Raw genomic sequence first — 19,474 nt, 5'->3', positions numbered from 1 at the left:
ATAGAGAGGTCGCTTAAAGAATGATTAACATTTTTTAAAACAACAAAATATAAAATTTTGAATACTTTAAAAGTAATTAAAGTTGTTTTGTAGGACTCTCTCTTCAAGGGAACTAAGTTATAAATCTGAATATCCGAGTAAAAATACAAGACCACTTCGCTATAAGAAAAAAGACTAAATATTATAAAATTAGCAGTTTAAAAAAAAAGTATTACTAAAATCCTCTTTTTATCCATTTTCATCATTACAACGTATTAATTAAGACATAATCGATTTTAGTGAAACTTTTTTCAAATAAAAAAACCATAAGAAATACAGCTTCGTAGGTGAGGTTGTTGAAGAGGAATTTAAAGTTAAAATAATAATATAAGATACACACCAAACCTACTTTTAATACGCTGTGTAAATCCCCTAAACAGTAATGTATTGGATTTTTAAAAAAAAATAGGCTTACCCTCAGAGCCTATTTTTTTATTTCTTCTGCACCTTTTATAACTTTCTCTTTTAAAGATTCTTTGTAGGCTACTATGTTGTTTTGAACAGAAAGGTCTGCAGAGCCTATAATTTGAGCGGCTAGAATACCAGCATTTTTAGCTCCATTAAGCGCTACAGTGGCAACAGGAACGCCTCCAGGCATTTGAAGTATAGAAAGCACAGAATCCCATCCGTCGATAGAGTTACTACTTTTTACAGGAACCCCAATTACAGGAAGCGGAGATAGCGAAGCTACCATTCCTGGTAAATGCGCAGCACCACCAGCACCAGCAATAATTACAGAAATCCCATTTTTATGAGCATTCTTACCGAAGTCGTACATTTTTTCTGGCGTGCGGTGTGCAGAAACTATATCTACCGTTACTTCAATTCCTAATTCTTTTAAAACATCTATTGCGTCTTGCATTACTGGGAGGTCACTCGTGCTCCCCATGATAACTGCTACTTTTGCCATTTTTTAAAATTTGTATTCTTAATTTAAAATTATAAATTGCCTATTGCCTATTGCCTATTGCCTACTGCCTATCGTCTAAAATAATTTTATTCAGCAATAACCCTAATACTTTTCTTTACCTGTTCTGCTATTTCTCTAGCTTTGGCTATATCTTTATTTACAATAGTTACGTGTCCCATTTTTCTAAACGGACGTGTTTCTCGTTTTCCGTAAATATGTGGTGTAACCCCTTCCATTGCCATAATTTTTTCAATGTTTTTGTATACAACAGAACCAGTATAGTTTTCATCCCCTACCAAATTAACCATAATACCTGCTACCTTACTTTCTGTGTTGCCCAATGGAAGTCCTAAAATAGCACGAATTTGTTGTTCAAATTGATTGGTATAGCTGGCTTCAATACTGTAATGTCCACTGTTATGAGGGCGTGGAGCTACTTCATTTACTAAGATTTCATCGTTTTCTGTTTGAAACATTTCAACAGCCAAAAGTCCCACATGTTCATAAGCTTTAGAAACTTTTAAAGCAATAAGTTGTGCTTTTTTTGCAACTTCTTCACTAATACGAGCTGGACAAATTACATATTCCACTTGGTTGGCTTCTGGATGAAACTCCATTTCTACTACTGGATATGTTTTTACATTCCCTTTGCTATCACGTGCCACAATTACTGCCAATTCATTTTTAAAAGGAATCATTTTTTCAGCAATACACTCACCCTCTGGTAAACCTTCCAAATCAGAATAAGTTCTAATTACTTTTACACCCTGACCATCATAACCAAAACGAGCGCTTTTCCATACAAAAGGAAAGGCTAGAGATTCGTTTTTAACGGCATTTAGTATTTCATCAGGATAAGCAAAGCGTTTAAAATCGGCTGTTGGAATTTGGTGATCAACATAAAACAGCTTTTGTGTAGCTTTATTATTGATGGTTTTTAATGTTTTAGCAGAAGGAAAAACAGTTTTTCCTTCTTTTTCTAATTGTGCTAGTGCGTCAACGTTTACATTTTCAATTTCAAAAGTTAAAACATCTACTTTTTTTCCGAACTCATAAACTGTGTCGTAATCCATTAAATCGCCTTGGAAAAATTCATTACAAGCTATTCTAGAAGGAGCATCATTACTTGGATCTAGCACAAGGGTTTGGATATCATACTTTCTTGTTTCGTAAAGCATCATTTTACCAAGTTGTCCACCGCCTAAAATACCAAGTTTAAAATCTGATGAAAAGTAGTTCATGTTCTTATATTTTTAAAACTGACTGTATGTTTCTGCTACAAATTGTAAATACAAATTTGATTTTGCAAAAGTATGGCTAAATATGAAATCTACATAATTAATCCCTCACAGAGGGTTTAATTCTCCGATTTGCTGTGTCTAAATAAATTAAGGTTGTTTTGTCTGATACCTCATGGGCTTGCCCTGAAGTAGTTCATTAGAGCGTAAGAATACATTTTTGTTTGAGAGGCTTTTAAAAATTAAGTTTTAAGCAATTAAATGCTAACTATTTGGTTATAACTATATAAAAGAGCGATTTTTTTGTGAAAAAAGTGTAATTATTGCTGAAAACGATTAAATTTAAAGGAAAACAAAAATCTAAATGGTATCTTTGCAACTTTATAATTTTTAGGAGATTGATTAAGCTTCACGATAAATATTTTGAACCTTTTATTTCTGCAGAAGAAATAGATGCTGCCATAAAAAAGATGGTGGAAAAGGTAAAAGCCGATTTTAAAGATGAGACACCTATTTTTATATGTGTGTTAAATGGTGCTTTTATGTTTGCCTCAGACTTTATGAAGCATTACGACCAAGATTGTGAGATTACTTTTGTTAAATTAAGTTCTTACCGAGGGATGTCGTCTACAGGAATAGTAAAAACACTTTTAGATGTTCCAGATACTGTAGAGGAAAGAAGTGTTGTTATTTTAGAGGATGTTATTGACACTGGAAATACCGTAAAAGAACTGGTCTCTATGTTTTCTCAAATTAATGTAAAGAGGTTTAAAATAGCATCTATGTTTTACAAACCAGAAATATATAGCGGGGAGTATAATATTGATTATGTTGGGATTGAAATTCCCGACAAGTTTATTGTAGGTTATGGGCTTGATTATGACGAATTAGGAAGAAATTTACCAGAAGTATATAAAATAAAAGAATAAAATATGATCAATTTAGTACTGTTCGGAAAACCAGGAGCAGGTAAAGGTACACAAGCTAATTTTTTAAAAGAGAAATACAATTTAAAGCATATATCTACCGGCGATGTTTTCAGATTTAATATTAAAAACGGCACTGAATTAGGTACACTAGCTAAGTCATATATTGACAAGGGAGAGTTGGTTCCAGATGAAGTAACTATTAACATGCTTAAGGCTGAAGTAGAGAAAAATCCGGACGCTAGTGGTTTTATTTTTGACGGTTTTCCAAGAACAAATGCACAGGCAGAAGCTCTAGACGATTTGTTGGAAGAAAAAGAAATGAAAATTGATGCAACAATAGCGTTAGAGGCAGATGATGAAGTTTTAATCCAACGCCTATTAGAACGTGGGAAAGTAAGCGGAAGAAGTGATGATCAAGACGAAAGTAAAATTAGAAATCGTTTTGACGAATACAACGAGAAAACAGCTCCTTTGATGCAGTATTATAAGAAGCAAGATAAATTCCATAGTGTAAACGGAATTGGATCTATTGAAGATATTACAGAGCGTTTGAGTAAAGTTATTGCTACGCTTTAATGATTGTAACTACCTTGAGTTTGTTTAAACGAGGTTGACTAAATAAGTCATGAGGTATTATAATATTACATCAAAATGTAAACTCCTTCAAAGAGTTTATTAAGCTTTATATATAGTGAGCGCTCTCTGAATTTAAGAATTATGAGAGCGTATTTTTTTGAAAAACTTAGTGAAGAATTTTTAGTATAAAATTGGACAGCTAATCAATTTTACAATACAAAAACATATTTAAATGACAGAAGGGAATTTTACAGATTATGTAAAGATTAGAGTGACATCTGGTAAAGGTGGGCAGGGATCCGCACATTTACGCAGGGAAAAATATGTAGCTTATGGTGGGCCAGATGGTGGAGATGGTGGTCGTGGAGGTCATGTAATAATTCAGGGAGATAAAAATCTTTGGACACTTTTTCATTTTAAATTTAAAAGAGTGTACCAAGCAGGGCATGGAGAACATGGGAGTAAACAAACCAGTACAGGTGCCGATGGAGCAGACGTTTATATGAAAGTTCCTCTGGGGACTCAAGTAAAGGATGCCGAAACTAATGAGGTTTTGTTTGAAATTACCGAAGATGGGGAAGAAAGAATCATCGCTAAAGGTGGAAAAGGTGGTTTAGGTAATAATCATTTTAAATCGGCTACCAATCAAACCCCTCGATATGCTCAGACGGGCTTGCCTGGAGAAGAGCGAGAAATTTTATTAGAGCTAAAATTATTAGCCGATGTTGGTTTAGTTGGTTTTCCAAATGCAGGAAAATCTACCTTACTTTCTGTAATTACTTCAGCAAAACCAAAAATTGCAGACTATGAGTTTACCACGCTAAAACCTAATTTAGGAATTGTTCAGTATAGAGATTTTAGGACTTTTGTAATGGCAGATATCCCTGGAATTATAGAAGGAGCTTCCGAAGGAAAAGGTTTAGGGTATTACTTTTTAAGGCATATTGAGCGGAATTCAACCTTGTTATTCTTGGTTCCAGCAGATGCAAAAGATATCTATAAAGAGTATGAAATTCTTTTAAACGAACTTCAAAAATACAATCCAGAATTACTAGATAAGGAACGTTTGGTAGCTATTTCAAAATCGGATATGTTAGATGATGAGTTAAAAGCAGAAATGAAAATAGAACTCGATAAAAATTTTAAAGAAATAGATTATATGTTTATTTCTTCTGTAGCTCAACAAGGGATTCAGCAATTAAAAGATAAATTGTGGATTATGTTGAATAAAAATGAAGAAGACTAGATACAAGTTTTTTTTGCTTAATTTTAGCAAAAAAGAAGGCTATGTATTTCAAATCTTTAGGATTTTTTTGTTGCTTGATCTTGTGTGCTTGTGGAAGCGTTCAAGTAGCGTATGATTACGATAAGAAAAAAGATTTTTCCAATTATAAAAGCTACGATTATTACCCAGAAATGGAAAGTGGCTTAAGCGATCTAGATAATAAACGACTGTTTAGACATATAGATAGTTTATTGCAAACACGTGGTTTTGAGTATTCTACAACGCCAGATATTTATATCAATATTAAAACTTCAACCCGACCAAAACCTAGCAATAGTTCGGTAGGAATTGGGATTGGAGGTACAGGAAGAAATATTGGTGGAGGCGTTTCTGTAGGACTTCCCGTTGGTGGTGCCGAGCAGTATAGAGAAATTATATTTGATATAGTAGATGCCACTGAAGACGAGTTAATTTGGCAAGCAGTAAGTGAAGGAACTATTTCTGAACAAATGACTCCAGAAATACGTGATGCCAAACTAAAAGCAGTTGTAGATAAAGTGTTTTCTAATTACCCTCCACAGTAATAATTTCTTACAAATGATTGTTAACAATAAATCCTTAGGACTACTTTTTTTATTGATTGGATTTATTGTTTCTGCTCAGCAGTCGAGTTTGGAGAAGGCAAATTCTTTTATAAAGTCTAATAAAATTGCTCAAGCAAAAGAAGTATTGCTTTTAGCTTCCCAAAAAAATCCAGACCCGAAAATAACAGAGCGTTTAGGCGATGTCTATGGAATTGAAAAAGATTGGGATGCTGCAGCAAAGTATTATAAGATTTTAGTTGATAAAGATCCTAAAAATGCCAACTACCATTTTAAGTATGGCGGTGTTTTAGGGATGATTTCTTTGGAAAGTAAAATAAGAGCGTTAACACTTCTTGATGATGTAAAGGAGCATTTTAAGATTGCTTGTGCGTTGGATGAAGAGCACCTTGATGTGCGTTGGGCTTCTATAGATTTATACCTTAAGCTTCCAGGAATATTAGGCGGGAGTAATAATAAGGCGTATCAATATTCTGAAGAATTATCTGCAATTGCTCCTATAGAAGGCTATTTATCTAAAGGCTTTATTGAAGCTGAACGGAATAATGAAAAATTGGCTACAACCTATTATCAAAGAGCTTTGGATGTGGTGGCAAAAAATAGTTTTCCTGATAAAAATTATAGAAGAAAAGATATTCATTATCAAATAGGAGATATTGCTTATCAATATAAGTATCAAATAAAAACTGGAATTGACCATATGTTGGTATATAAAAATCTTCATACCCCAGAAAGTATAATTCCGTTAGAAGATGTTTATTATAGGTTGGCTGTGCTGTACCGTTACCAAAAAAATAAGGACAAAGCCAATTATTATATTGAAGAAGCTATAGTGCGAAACCCAAATTCAAAAGATTTTATTTCAGAAAATAAAAAAATTAAAGCCCTGTAATTTTTAAGCTGATTTATATTTTTACTCGGATATTAATGGTTTTAAATGAATTAATATATTCTGCTGAAGGTTTGTCTATAGCAAATTGTCCTTTTATCTTTACAGTCTGAATACGATTTAAAAATTACTACATTGAAAATACATTTCATTGCCATTGGTGGAAGTGCTATGCACAACTTGGCACTTGCTTTACATAACAAAGGATATAAAATAACTGGAAGTGACGATGTTATTTTTGAACCTTCCAAATCTCGTTTGGAGGCTAAAGATTTATGTCCAGAAAGTTTTGGTTGGTTTCCAGAAAAAATTACAGCAGATTTAGATGCTGTAATTCTTGGAATGCATGCAAAAGCAGACAATCCAGAGCTGGAGAAAGCAAAGGAAATGGGATTGAAAATATATTCGTATCCAGAATTTATTTACGAGCAGAGTAAATACAAAACCCGAGTTGTAATAGGTGGGAGTCACGGAAAAACCACTATAACTTCTATGATTTTGCATGTGTTGCATTATCATGATATTGATGTGGATTACATGGTAGGAGCTCAACTTGAAGGTTTTGATACCATGGTGAAACTTACCGAAGAAAATGATTTTATTGTATTAGAAGGAGATGAGTATTTGTCTTCTCCAATAGATAGGCGACCAAAATTTCATCTTTATCAACCAAATATAGCGTTGTTAAGCGGGATTGCTTGGGACCATATTAATGTGTTTCCAACTTTTGAGAATTATGTAGAGCAGTTTAAAATTTTTGTTGATTCAATTGTTGAAGGGGGAAGTATTACCTATAATGAAGAAGACGCTGAGGTGGTAAACGTAGTGGAAGCTTCTGAAAATCAAATTCGAAAAATTCCATATTCTACTCCAGAGTTTACTGTTGAAGACGGTGTAACCTATTTAGAAACTCCAGAAGGCGCTATGCCGATTGAGGTTTTTGGAAGGCATAATTTAAATAATTTGGCAGGAGCCAAATGGCTTTGTCAGCACATGGGGGTAGATGAAGACGATTTTTATGAGGCTATTGCAAGTTTTAAAGGAGCATCTAAACGTTTAGATAAATTAGCAGAAAAAGGAGACAGTGTTATTTATAAGGATTTTGCCCATGCTCCAAGTAAGGTTGTGGCTACTTTAACTGCTGTTAGAGAGCAATTTCCAGAGAGAAAAGTGGTTGCTTGTTTAGAGTTACATACTTACAGTAGCTTAAATGCAACATTTTTAAAAGAATATAAAAATACACTTGATAATGCAGATATAGCAGTGGTGTTTTTCTCCCCAGAAGCTGTTAAAATTAAACAATTAGAAGAAGTTTCTGCGTCTCAAATTGAAGAGGCTTTTAACCGAGAAGATTTAATTGTCTACACAAATCCTGCTAGTTTTAAAGAGTATTTATTTAATCTGAAATTAGAAAATTCAGCTTTATTGCTAATGAGTAGCGGAAATTATGGAGGTCTTGATTTAGAAGAAGTTAAGGCTTTAGTACATCCGCTTTAGCTTCTAAAACTTATTATACGCCACGAATACACGAATATATATTGGTTTGCATTTTAAAATCATATGTGTATTCGTGGCAAAACAGACTTTCAGGCTATATCAAACCTATGGACTTTGAGTCCATAGTGGTTTAGTTTATAGTATTATTATTCATTATAAGTTACATTTTTGAGATAATTTACTATATTTAATTCATGAAAGAAAAACCCTCTTCCTTTTCGATTAAAAACTGGAGTGTAGACGATCGACCTAGAGAGAAGTTGCTCTCTAAAGGAAGGCAAGCACTATCCGATGCCGAGTTGATAGCTATATTAATAGGAAGCGGAAGTAGAGATGAGAGTGCAGTACAGTTGTCCAAGAGAATTTTAGCTTCGGTAGCTAATAATTTAAATCAATTAGGTCGGTTAAATGTTAATCAGCTTATGAAATTTAAAGGAATAGGAGAGGCCAAAGCTGTAAGTATTGTTGCATGTTTGGAATTAGGAAGGAGAAGGAGGGGAGAAGAGGTACAAGAAATTAAAAAGATTAAAAGCAGTAAACATGTTTTTGAATTAATGCAACCCAAAATAGGAGAGCTTCAACATGAAGAATTCTGGATTTTATATTTAAATAATTCAAACGCTATAATTCAAACATTGCAGTTAAGTAAAGGTGGAATTACTGGAACTTTAGTGGATGTGAGGCTCACTCTTAAAAAAGCTTTGGAACTTAATGCTACCGCTTTGATATTGGTTCATAATCATCCGTCGGGAACGTTAATAGCTAGTGAAGCAGATAAAGAAATTACTAATAAAATAAAAAATGCGGGTGCAGGAATGGATATTAAGCTCTTAGACCATCTTATTGTAACTGAAAAATCTTACTTTAGCTTTGCAGACGAAGGACTTTTATAAAAATGCTACTAGTTTACACCTACAAAGTTACACCGAGATTGACTTATATTATGAGGCACATTTTTACAAAAATGTTGTTGATAGATATAAGTATCACAACCAAAGTGGAAGATTTTATAGCCCACAAAGGGCCTAAGATTACGTATACAAAACAACCACTACAAAGCGAATTTTTTATTAAAAGTCATGAGTTATTATTCGATCAAGGAATCTCTGACGTGGAAATTAACATCCATAAATGGGATGGAATTCCGAGTTTCTTTCCTACAAATGACAAGTGTGCAATTCCATTTGATATTTTTGCAGCGAGTTTTTATTTGTTAAGTAGGTACGAAGAGTATTTGCCGCATGTAAAAGATGAGCATGGGAGGTTTCCGGTGGAGGAAAGTTTGGCTTTTCAGCAAGGATTTTTAGAAATTCCAGTAGTAGATTTGTGGGTTAAGAAATTAAAAGAAGCCCTTCAAGAGAAATTTCCAGAAATTAATTTCCCTAAAAAAAGCTATAACCAAACCTCTATAATGGATATTGCTGTTGCATATGCCTATTTAAAAAAGGGATTTGTAAGAACAATGGGAGGGACATTGTTGGATCTTGTAAACCTTAGATTAAAAAAGCTAGTGGAAAGATATTTGGTGCTTTTGCGTTTCCGAAGAGATCCATATGATTTCTTTGATGATGTAACCTTACTTCATAAAAAATATAAAGTTCCTGCTATATTTTTCTTTTTAATGGCAGATTATTCTACCTACGATAAAAATATATCTGTTATCAACCCTACGTTTCGGTCTTTGGTAAAATCTGTAGCCGATTATAGTATTGTTTCTTTAATGGCTTCTTACAAATCGTTGTCAGATTTGACAACTTTAAAAAAAGAGCGAAAAAGACTTATAAATTTTATTAACAGACCAGTAAAAAGAGTACGTCAACGCTTTAATAGGTTGAATATTCCAGATGCATATAGACTCATGGTGGATGCTGGTTTTAATGAGGATTATTCCATGGGATACACTGGAAAAACTGGATTTAGAGCTGGTACTTGTAGTCCTTTTTATTTTTACGATATTAGCTTTGAAGAACAAATACCTATTCAGATAAATTCATTTTGTATTCAGTATACAGCCTTATATAAGTTTAAAAATATTTCTCAAGTAGAAGAAAAGATAATAGAACTTTCCAATAGAATTAGAGAAGTTGATGGCGATTTTAATATTGTTTTTTCTAATGAAGTATTAAATCTGAATGAAAGAAATGCCTGGAAAGAATTATATGTTAATTACCTAAAAATGAGTGCTAAAAATGATATTGAAGAATGAAGGGATTACAGATGTTTTCTTTGATTTAGATCACACCTTATGGGATTTTGAAAAGAATTCTGAACTTACTTATAAAAAAATATTTTCTGAAAATAAATTAGAAATCGACCTCGTAGATTTTTTTAAACTATATGTGCCGTATAATATTGAACTTTGGAAACTTTATCAAGAAGATAAAATCTCCAAAGAAGATTTGCGTTACAAGCGTTTAAAAACAATTTTTGACCAATTGAATATAAAAGTTGATGAGGAGATGATTCATAAACTCAGCGACGATTATATTGAAAACTTAGCAACATTTAATCACCTTTTTGTAGATACTATAGAGATCTTAGATTATTTAAAGCCTAACTATAAACTACATATTATAACTAACGGGTTTGCAGAAGTGCAGCTAAAAAAACTCAAAAATTCTAAAATTGATCATTATTTTCAAGTAATTATGGATTCTGAAACTGCTGGCGTAAAAAAGCCTAATGCCATAATATTTGAGAAAGCATTGGAGCAAGCAAATGCAAAGCCCGAAGTTTCTGTAATGATTGGCGATAGTTATGAAGCAGATATTTTAGGAGCTAAAAATATAGGAATGCATACTCTTTTTTATACTCCAAAAGAAGATTATGTAAAAGTTAAGTCTCATAAAATTAACAAATTAAAGCAAATAAAAAACTATCTTTAAAGGGCAATAGTTTCTTGTTTATTTCGTTTTAATTAAATGCTACTACTAACCAAAAAATATAGCCCTTATTTTTTATTTATCCTCAGTAGCTTTTTTATGCTTTCTTGTGTTAAGGATGTAGATTTTGATCAGGCTGAAACTCTAAAAATAGAACCTGTTGTAGACGTAAGTTTACTTTATTTTGATTTGCAGGCTTCACAAGTTGGGTTTATACCTAACAATGATGTAAATCCATATAGTGTTCAAGACACTACCAAATTAGAAATATTCTCAAAGCCTTTTTTAGAGGAAAACTTAAAGGAAGCTACATTTGATTTTGAGTTTTTAAATTCTATTCCGCGTATTTTTAATGCTAAAATTGTGTTGTATGATAATGCATACAATGAATTGGACGAAATAGAAATTTTAGTGGATTCACCAAAAACAACAAATACTACATCTTATAATGAAACAGAAATCCAAAAGATAAAAAATATGGCGTATATGGGAATTGAGTTAATGCTCATGCCTGGAACTCCTATGCTCGACCCAAACTCAAGTGGAGAGTTATTGTTAAAATCTTCTGGAACCTTTTTTATGTCTATAGATGCGGATTAATCAGGTAATACTATACCTGTTATTATTTTTAGGCGTTTTTATAAATGCTCAGAACAAGCAATTACTTTATAATTTTACAGACATTCCGCAGTCTTTAATGGTGAATCCTGGGGCTACTATTCAAAATAGAGCCTATTTTGGAATTCCTGCATTGTCTGGGATTTATGCAAATGTTGGGACTAGTGAGATTTCTCTTTATGACCTTTTTTCTGATGATGGAGTTGACTTCAATGCCAAAGTTCGGAATGCTGTGTATAGTTTAAATAATAACGATATTCAACGTGTAAATGAACAAGTTGAAATTTTAAATGTAGGTTTTAAAATAGGAGGTTTATTTAGTAAAAACTATGTGAGTTTTGGAGTTTATCAAGAGTTAAATGTATTTAATTATTGGCCAGAAGACCTCGCTTTTTTGGCTTATGAAGGGAATTCTACAAATATTGGTCGCCCTTTTAATTTATCTCATTTAAACGTTAAAGGAGAATTATTAACTGTTTTCCATATAGGTTTTCATAGAAAAGTGAATGAATATTTTAGCTACGGAATACGAGGGAAATTATATTCAGGAATTATAGATATTTCTTCCACTAAAAATAGCGGGTACTTTGTTACTTCAGAAGGAACAAATAATATTTACACACACACCTTGCTTTCCGATGTAAAGGTGCAAACATCGGGTTATTCAGGGTTGCGCGAGGAAGATGTAGACGGTGCCGCCGATGTTTTGAATATTTTAAAAAACAGAGCGCTGCTCGGTGGGAATATAGGTTTAGGGGTTGATTTTGGGATAACATATACACCGAGTGATCAATGGACACATACAGCCAGTATTCAAGATTTAGGTTATATAGCGCAAAAGAAAGATGTGGAAACCTACACCTTAAATGGGGCTTATTCTTTGGAAGGAATAAACCTACCATTTGATGCTATTATAACAGGAGGCGGCTTGTCTGATAATTGGCAAGAATTGATTGATGAAATAGAAGCAGCCTTTCCCCGAGATACAATTTATAATTCATATACCACAATGCGTCCAGTAAAGCTCAATGCCGCTACTATGTATAATTTTGGTACTAAAAGAAGAAGCAATGACTGTAATTGTACTTCAGGGAAAAACGATTATGTAAATTCTGTAGGATTGCAGCTTTTTGCTGAAAGTCATTCTAGATACCCTCAAGCTGCGCTTACAGCCTTTTATTACAGAAAATTAGGCAGTGCTTTACGTGTAAAAACAACCTACACCGTTGATAAATTTTCGAAAACCAACATCGGACTTGGATTATCAACACATTTTGCTAACTTTAACTTCTATTTACTAGCTGATAATTTGCTGGAATATTATAATTTAGCGGATGCTAATAATGCATCTTTACAGTTTGGATTTAATTATATATTTCCGATTAAAGATTAACGTATTCAAGGTAATATCCACTATATAATTTACTAAAGGAAAAGTGATAGGGATGTTTCATTTGACAACATAAAACAAATATAAACACATGAAAAAATTATTATTTCTGGGATTGTTTTTAATAGCAATTTCTATGTCTGCTCAAGAAAATGTAAACAATTATAAATATATAATAGTTCCTAAAAAATTTGATTTCTTAAAAGAAGAGAATCAATATCGAGTAAATACATTTACTAAATTTTTATTCGAAAAACAAGGTTTTACTGCAATATATGATGATCAAAAGCCAGCCGATCTTCAGGCGAATCCTTGTTTGGGACTAAAAGCAAATATTCTTGATAATTCAAATTTGTTTACCACAAAACTTAATGTTACTCTAGAAAATTGCCAAGGAACTATAGTTTATACATCCGATGAAGGAAAGAGTAAAGAAAAGGATTACGAAAAAGCATACCAAGAAGCTATAGAAAATGCTTTTGTGTCTGTAAGAGGGTTAAATTATAAATATGAGCCTGTTGCTAACACACAAGTACAAATGCCAACTCAAGTTGCAACAGTTCCTGCGGCCGCGGCTACTACCTCTGTGGCGGTGGCTTCTTCGAGTGTGAATTCTACTGTAAATCAGGCTCAAGAGCAAGTTACTCCAGTAGCTGCAACTACTGTAGACACAGATGCTAAAACCTTATTTGCACAACCAACTGCAATAGGATTTCAATTAGTAGATATGACTCCAAAAGTTGTTTTTAAAATTACTAAAACAACGCAACCTAACTATTATCTTATTAAAGATAAGAACGGATTTCTTTATCAAAAAGATGGAAAGTGGATTGCAGAATATTATGAAGGGGATGTGCTAAAACAAGAAACTTTAAATATTAAGTTTTAATCTTTCTGCAAATTGTTTTATGTAATATAAATTTTAGCCACAAATTCACGGATAAATCATTGCCTTCTCTTGAAAGAGTTATTTTATAGACAGAGTGTAAGAGAAATATTTGTGAATTCGTGGCAAACGAACTTTGTTTTTCGAGTGTTGTGTTATACATAAAATGTTGTATTGACTCAGCCTGACAAACACAATACCCAAAAGTAAGTACAGCATATTCCTAGTAATTATAGTTTTTAAAAATTCAGCAATAAATTCACGGATAAATCACTGCCTTCTCTTGAAGGAGTTATTTTATAGATAGGTATAAGAGAAACATTTGTGAATTCGTGGCAAACGAACTTTGTTTTTCGAGTGTTGTGTTATATATAAAATGTTGTATTGGTTCAGCCTGACAAACGCAATACCCAAAAGTAAGTACAACATATCTCTAGCAATTATAGTTTTTAAAATTTTAGCAATAAATTCACGAATAAATCATTGCCTTCTCTTGAAGGAGTTATTTTATAGATAGGGATTAGATAAACATTTGTGAATTCGTGGCAAACGAACTTTGTTTTTCAAGTGTTGTGTTATAAAATGTTGTATTGGCTCAGCCTTACAAACGCAATACCAAAAAGTAAGTACAGCATATTTCTAGTTACTATAGTTTTTAAAATTTTAGCCACAAATTCACGAATAAATCATTGCCTTCTCTTGAAGGAGTTATTTTATGGATAGGGATTAGAGAAATATTTGTGAATTCGTGGCAAATAGACTTTCAGTTAAATAGAAATTTGTGCTTCTTTACATAAAAATTTAGTCTGTTTTAATAATTGTATTTTCCGGACCATCTGTTTTTTAAGAATTCTCTCAAGGCATTTTCTCTTTGATTATTTCCTGGAGTATAAAAAGTATTGTTTTCTAAGGAATTTGGAAGAAACTCTTGCTGTACAAAATTATTAGGGTAGGAGTGAGAATACTTGTAGTCTTCTCCGTAGCCTAAATCTTTCATTAATTTTGTAGGTGCATTTCGTAAATGTATCGGCACCGATAAGTCGCCAGTTTGTTTTACAACCGAAATAGCCTTATTAATAGCTTCGTAAGAAGCATTGCTTTTTGCGGAAGTAGCCAAATAAATAGCACACTGACTTAAAATTATACGAGCTTCTGGATATCCAATAGTAGTAACACTTTGGAAAGTATTGTTTGCAATAACTAGGGCTGTAGGATTTGCGTTTCCAATATCTTCAGAGGCAGAAATAATCATTCTCCGAGCAATAAATTTAACATCTTCTCCACCTTCAATCATTCTGGCAAGCCAATATACCGCACCGTTTGGGTCGCTTCCTCTAATAGATTTTATAAAAGCTGAAATAATATCATAGTGTTGCTCGCCAGTTTTGTCATATAAAACAGTGTTTTTCTGCACTTTCTTCATTACCAAATCGTTTGTAATAACAACGGTATCGGTAGCTTCAGAATTTATAACTAGCTCAAAGATATTGAGTAGTTTTCTCCCGTCTCCGCCAGAAAGACGGAGTAAGGCCTCTGTTTCTTTTAATTCAATATTTTTTTTTGAAAGAAGAGAATCTTCTTTCAATGCTCGATGTAATAATGCTTCTAAATCATTTTTATCAAAGGCATTTAAAATGTAAACCTGACATCTAGAAAGTAGGGCAGGAATAACCTCAAAACTCGGATTTTCTGTAGTAGCACCAACCAAGGTAATCCAACCTTTTTCTACAGCAGCTAAAAGAGAATCTTGTTGCGATTTACTAAATCTATGGATCTCGTCAATAAATAAAATAGGATTTTTAGCAGTAAAAAGTCCACCGCTTTGCTTTGCCTTTTCAATAACCTCCCTAATGTCTTTAACCCCACTGTTAATAGCGCTTAAAGTGTAAAACGGACGCTTGCTTTCATTGGCTATAATGTTTGCTAATGTTGTTTTTCCAGTCCCTGGAGGTCCCCATAAAATTAAGGACGGGATGGTTCCTCTTTTTATTTGAGCCGTTAAAGAGCCATCATCTCCAATAAGATGTTTTTGACTTATGTATTGCTCTAAGTTTTTAGGACGGATACGTTCTGCTAAAGGTTCATTCATGCCTCAAAATTACAAAATTTATACTGCTCAATTGTTCAATTTTATGCCAGATTGTTTTTTCTTTCTTCTGACAAATTATCAGTACTTTTAGTTTGGAGTTAATTTTGATGAAGCCTTACTATGCAAAAAAACGATTCTTTAGATTTTTCTCTTTGGATGCTTATCTATCCATTGTTTTTTGGATTGACTATCTGGACTGTATATTGGTTTGAGCTAACTTTCGGTCATGATTTTAAAGAATTTGGTATCTATCCTCGCACTTTTAGTGGTTTAAAAGGTGTTATATGTAGTCCTTTTATACACAGTAACGTAGAGCATTTATATAGCAATACGCTCCCGTTAATGTTTTTGAGCGCTGCTCTATTTTATTTTTATAATAAGATTAGTTGGAAAGTATTAGTGTTAGGAATCTTATTTAGCGGTTTTTTCACCTGGTTAATAGGTCGTCCAGCCTACCATATAGGTGCTAGCGGACTTATATATGTATTAGTTAGCTTTATATTTTTTAAAGGTGTTTTTACTAAAAATAGACGCTTAGTAGCACTTTCCTTAGTTACTGTTTTTGTCTACGGAAGTATGTTTTGGTTTATTTTTCCAGTCGAAAATAAAATTTCTTGGGAAGGACATCTATCAGGGTTTATAGTTGGGCTTGTATTGGCATTGGTTTTTAAAACTGAAGTGCTTCGCAAAGAAAAATATGAATGGGAGCGCCCAGATTATAATGAAGCAGAAGATCCTTTTTTACAACATTTTGATGAAAATGGAAATTTTATTGAAAAACTCCCAGAAGAAGATACCTCTGAAGCAGAAATGCATCCACTAGAAATAAAATACCATTATTACGAAACTAAAAGAAATCCTTCATCTGGAGAAAAAGCCTAGAAATAGTTATTCGAGTAAAAATACAAGATCGCTTTGCAATAAGAAAAAAGAACAAAGACTAAATCTTAACTATCATAAAGTAAGTAGTTAAAAGAAATAGAAAATCTGCTAAATAATATTGCATTCTTTTTTCTCGTAGCGCAGTGACGCAGCGTTTCGGTTACGGTTTTTCGACCCCGTTGTTAAAAAAAAAATCATTAGATAAGGCGTCTTTTTCTTTGTTTCGTTACTTTTGGGCGAGCAAAAGAAATGAAAAACATGAAGTCACTATATTTTGAATTGATATTGAAGCCAGCAAATAATCAACGTAATTTTAAACTAGAGCCTTATGTTTTTGTAAGTGTCTTATTTACATAAAGTTAAATATTATGTCCTTGTTCTCGTAGCGTAGCGGTCTAATATCTTTATTTTTGGGGAATTAATTTTACATTCGTTGCCTAACAACTTCATATAAAAAAGCACCACAAGCTACCGATACATTTAAAGACTGGATTTCTCCCAATAATGGAAGCTTCGCTTTTTGATCTACAACCTTCAAGATGGAAGGGGAGATTCCTACATCTTCAGATCCCATAATGATTGCTGTAGGCAATGTAAAATCGGCATCGTATAAGGTGTTTTCGGTTTTTTCAGTAGCAGCAACCACTTGAATTCCGGAAGCTTGCATATGGAATACAGCATCTTTTATATGGTGAACTTTACAAATAGGAACTTTAAAAGCAGCACCAGCCGAAGTTTTTACAGTATCTGCAGTTACAGGAGCAGCTCCTTTTTTCTGAATAATGATTCCGCTTACGCCTGTGCATTCTGCAGTTCTAATAATTGCTCCAAAATTTCGGACATCAGATAGTTGGTCTAATAGCAAAAATAGTGGCTTAGCTTCAGATTCCAATACATTAGAAATAAGGGTTTCTATTTCGTGAAACTCTATTGGAGAAATATTTGCAACTACCCCTTGATGGTTATTTTTTGTGAGTCTATTTAGCTTTTCAACCGGAACATAAGAAGTGTTTATTTGTTCTTTTCTTAAAAGGGTATCAAGCTCTTGAAATAAGCTTCCTTTTAAGCCTTTTTGAATAAATACTTTGTCAATAGTTTTTCCTGCTTGAACCGCTTCAATAATAGCTCTGATTCCAAATATTTGGTAGTTGTTTTCCATGTTGCAAAAGTACATGAATTTTTTTATTGAATGCTTAGGAGTTAACCCAATTAAATAAAATCTTCTGCTTTATTGAAGTAAAATTAAAATTTATACTTTTTGGAATTGAATTATAGTTCTACAGAAGAATGGAGTATAAAAAAACCACCTCGAAGGGAGGTGGTTTATTGTTTTATAATATCAATAATTTATTAGTTGATATTAGGGTTGTTTTGGATTTCCAATTGAGGGATTTCAAGGGTTAATCTATCATCATCATATGAAAACGATTGCCCTGGAAACGATAAGTGGTTAGGACCTCTAGTAATAGTTGCTTTATTACGTTTCATAGCCAAATAACTTTTACCTTCTCCCCAAAGTTCAATTCTAGTTTGTAGGTAAATTTCATCTAACAATGCTTGTCCAGATAATGCATCAACATATGAAGCATCCTCAACTCTTTCGTTAAGAAGTACTTTTAACATTGTGATAGCGTTTCCTTCATCTCCTGTTTTTGCAGAAGCTTCAGCGTTTAATAAGTACATTTCAGCAATTCTCATATAAACATAATCTGTTTCGATGTAACGTTGCCCTTGGATTTCTCTAGCTGGATCATAAAATTTACCAGTAGGAGCTTTTTGTCCTATTTCATATACATCTGTAAATTGTTCTCTACGAATATCATCCTCGCGCATTGCGTCGTAAAGGTCATTGTCAATAGACTTTACATCTCCAACAGATGCATAGCTATAGGTGTAAACATCAACCTGTCCCCACCAAGAAACAAGATCAAGACCATTATCAAGAGTTAAATCCATACCCCACATCCAACCTGGTTGTGTAATGTTGTTGAATCCTCCTAAAGCCTCTTCTGCAGTAGCGATAGGGAACTTTCCTGTGTCGATAATTTCTTTAGTGATTGTTTTTACTTTATCATTATCACCTATTGCGGCATAAGCATATGCTAGTAACCCTTTGGCAATATCCTGATCGATTTCACTTTTATCGGTACGAGAAAAAGTGTTTAATAGGCTAACAGCATCTTCTAAATCACCTATAACTAAATCATATACATCCGATGCAGGGGAAAGCGGTTGGTTTGGTGCTTCTGTATCCGTATAAATTGGTAGAATTGGAGTGGAAGCCTCATACCCTTCAGAATATAAGTTTGCTAAATAAAAGTATGCATAAGCACGCATAGCTTTGGCTTGTCCCATAAAGTGTTTTGCTTCATCAGTTTCTGGAACAACATCGTTTCCTCCAAAAGCAGTAATTACATTATTTGCACCAAAAATAATTCTATAATAATACCTCCAAGGCTTATAATTGTCGGTATCTGTAAAGTCAATTGTTGATTGTAATTGTGCAATACCAGAGTACCAACCGTAATTTAATGCACCTAAAACCATATCTCCAGATAACATATCTGAATAGATATCATATCCTTTTTGACCGAAATCATCATGATCTAGATCTGTTCCGCCAGATCCAGTGGTGTACATTGTTGAGTACAAACCAGCAACATTGGCAGCTTGTAACCCTGGGTTTAATTCAGAAGCATCAGCAATTTGATCTGAAGAGATGAACTCGGTAGGCTCTGTCTCTAAAAAGTCATCGCTACAACTTGCAAGAGTAATCACACCTGCAAGTGCTGTTAAATATATTTTAGATTTCATTTTCATCA

18 protein-coding genes are annotated in these 19,474 nt (G+C 33.1%); 13 read left to right on the top strand and 5 right to left on the bottom strand.

Annotated elements, in window-relative coordinates:
* Positions 1 to 463 precede the first annotated feature (463 nt).
* Both purE and AC13CQ_RS13010 read right to left on the bottom strand, forming a co-directional pair.
* Entirely contained in the window at positions 464 to 949 is a 486-nt protein-coding gene (gene purE, locus AC13CQ_RS13015) for a 5-(carboxyamino)imidazole ribonucleotide mutase (RefSeq protein ID WP_008613642.1), read from the bottom strand.
* Positions 950 to 1,035: 86 nt separating this feature from the next.
* On the bottom strand, positions 1,036 to 2,190 hold the full coding sequence (locus AC13CQ_RS13010; RefSeq protein WP_008613641.1) for a 5-(carboxyamino)imidazole ribonucleotide synthase: 1,155 nt from the start codon (positions 2,188 to 2,190) through the stop codon (positions 1,036 to 1,038).
* Positions 2,191 to 2,585: 395 nt separating this feature from the next.
* Between AC13CQ_RS13010 and hpt the strand changes: the two genes are divergently transcribed.
* The 12 genes from hpt to AC13CQ_RS12950 all read left to right on the top strand — a co-directional run bounded on the left by hpt (position 2,586) and on the right by AC13CQ_RS12950 (position 13,684).
* The gene (gene hpt, locus AC13CQ_RS13005; protein ID WP_008613640.1) at positions 2,586 to 3,116 is read left to right on the top strand and encodes a hypoxanthine phosphoribosyltransferase; all 531 of its coding nucleotides are present in this window, start codon (positions 2,586 to 2,588) and stop codon (positions 3,114 to 3,116) included.
* Positions 3,117 to 3,119: 3 nt separating this feature from the next.
* Positions 3,120 to 3,692, top strand: coding sequence for an adenylate kinase (locus tag AC13CQ_RS13000; RefSeq protein ID WP_008613639.1), 573 nt, complete (start codon positions 3,120 to 3,122; stop codon positions 3,690 to 3,692).
* A gap of 232 nt (positions 3,693 to 3,924) precedes the next feature.
* Positions 3,925 to 4,938: a GTPase ObgE gene (gene obgE / locus AC13CQ_RS12995; protein ID WP_337899707.1), complete on the top strand. Its 1,014-nt coding sequence runs from the start codon at positions 3,925 to 3,927 to the stop codon at positions 4,936 to 4,938.
* Between the two features lie 41 nt (positions 4,939 to 4,979).
* On the top strand, positions 4,980 to 5,501 hold the full coding sequence (locus AC13CQ_RS12990) for a DUF4136 domain-containing protein (protein ID WP_337899706.1): 522 nt from the start codon (positions 4,980 to 4,982) through the stop codon (positions 5,499 to 5,501).
* Positions 5,502 to 5,514: 13 nt separating this feature from the next.
* A complete protein-coding gene (locus AC13CQ_RS12985) occupies positions 5,515 to 6,411 on the top strand; it encodes a tetratricopeptide repeat protein (RefSeq protein WP_474507070.1) in 897 nt (298 codons plus the stop codon).
* 132 nt (positions 6,412 to 6,543) lie between these two features.
* Complete coding sequence (locus tag AC13CQ_RS12980) at positions 6,544 to 7,905, top strand: UDP-N-acetylmuramate--L-alanine ligase (RefSeq protein ID WP_456867763.1); 1,362 nt, start codon at positions 6,544 to 6,546, stop codon at positions 7,903 to 7,905.
* 194 nt (positions 7,906 to 8,099) lie between these two features.
* Complete coding sequence (radC, locus tag AC13CQ_RS12975; RefSeq protein WP_008613625.1) at positions 8,100 to 8,798, top strand: RadC family protein; 699 nt, start codon at positions 8,100 to 8,102, stop codon at positions 8,796 to 8,798.
* Between the two features lie 2 nt (positions 8,799 to 8,800).
* Positions 8,801 to 10,111 (top strand): polysaccharide deacetylase family protein, encoded by a 1,311-nt coding sequence (locus AC13CQ_RS12970; RefSeq protein ID WP_418887127.1) that lies wholly within the window; start codon positions 8,801 to 8,803, stop codon positions 10,109 to 10,111.
* A complete protein-coding gene (locus AC13CQ_RS12965; RefSeq protein WP_008613621.1) occupies positions 10,095 to 10,790 on the top strand; it encodes a YjjG family noncanonical pyrimidine nucleotidase in 696 nt (231 codons plus the stop codon). Before AC13CQ_RS12970 ends, AC13CQ_RS12965 begins: the two co-directional genes overlap by 17 nt.
* A gap of 96 nt (positions 10,791 to 10,886) precedes the next feature.
* The gene (locus tag AC13CQ_RS12960) at positions 10,887 to 11,387 is read left to right on the top strand and encodes a hypothetical protein (protein WP_474507071.1); all 501 of its coding nucleotides are present in this window, start codon (positions 10,887 to 10,889) and stop codon (positions 11,385 to 11,387) included.
* On the top strand, positions 11,377 to 12,798 hold the full coding sequence (locus AC13CQ_RS12955) for a DUF5723 family protein (protein WP_474507072.1): 1,422 nt from the start codon (positions 11,377 to 11,379) through the stop codon (positions 12,796 to 12,798). Before AC13CQ_RS12960 ends, AC13CQ_RS12955 begins: the two co-directional genes overlap by 11 nt.
* Before the next feature lie 88 nt (positions 12,799 to 12,886).
* The gene (locus tag AC13CQ_RS12950) at positions 12,887 to 13,684 is read left to right on the top strand and encodes a hypothetical protein (protein WP_474507073.1); all 798 of its coding nucleotides are present in this window, start codon (positions 12,887 to 12,889) and stop codon (positions 13,682 to 13,684) included.
* 808 nt (positions 13,685 to 14,492) lie between these two features.
* On the opposite strand, the gene AC13CQ_RS12945 is transcribed toward AC13CQ_RS12950, so the two are convergent.
* Positions 14,493 to 15,770, bottom strand: a complete 1,278-nt coding sequence (locus tag AC13CQ_RS12945) for a replication-associated recombination protein A (protein ID WP_474507615.1) — start codon at positions 15,768 to 15,770, stop codon at positions 14,493 to 14,495.
* 120 nt (positions 15,771 to 15,890) lie between these two features.
* On the opposite strand from AC13CQ_RS12945, the gene AC13CQ_RS12940 reads away from it, so the two are divergent.
* Positions 15,891 to 16,652, top strand: a complete 762-nt coding sequence (locus AC13CQ_RS12940; protein WP_008613609.1) for a rhomboid family intramembrane serine protease — start codon at positions 15,891 to 15,893, stop codon at positions 16,650 to 16,652.
* A gap of 424 nt (positions 16,653 to 17,076) precedes the next feature.
* Here AC13CQ_RS12940 and rlmB read toward each other — a convergent pair whose 3' ends face one another.
* Both rlmB and AC13CQ_RS12930 read right to left on the bottom strand, forming a co-directional pair.
* On the bottom strand, positions 17,077 to 17,811 hold the full coding sequence (gene rlmB, locus AC13CQ_RS12935) for a 23S rRNA (guanosine(2251)-2'-O)-methyltransferase RlmB (RefSeq protein ID WP_474506809.1): 735 nt from the start codon (positions 17,809 to 17,811) through the stop codon (positions 17,077 to 17,079).
* Between the two features lie 191 nt (positions 17,812 to 18,002).
* A complete protein-coding gene (locus AC13CQ_RS12930; protein ID WP_474506810.1) occupies positions 18,003 to 19,466 on the bottom strand; it encodes a RagB/SusD family nutrient uptake outer membrane protein in 1,464 nt (487 codons plus the stop codon).
* Between the last annotated feature and the right edge of the window lie 8 nt (positions 19,467 to 19,474).

This window comes from Galbibacter sp. L-19 (genome assembly GCF_056857615.1).
The sequence above is the reverse complement of the archived record's forward strand: the minus strand, read 5'-3'. Positions and strand labels throughout refer to the sequence as shown.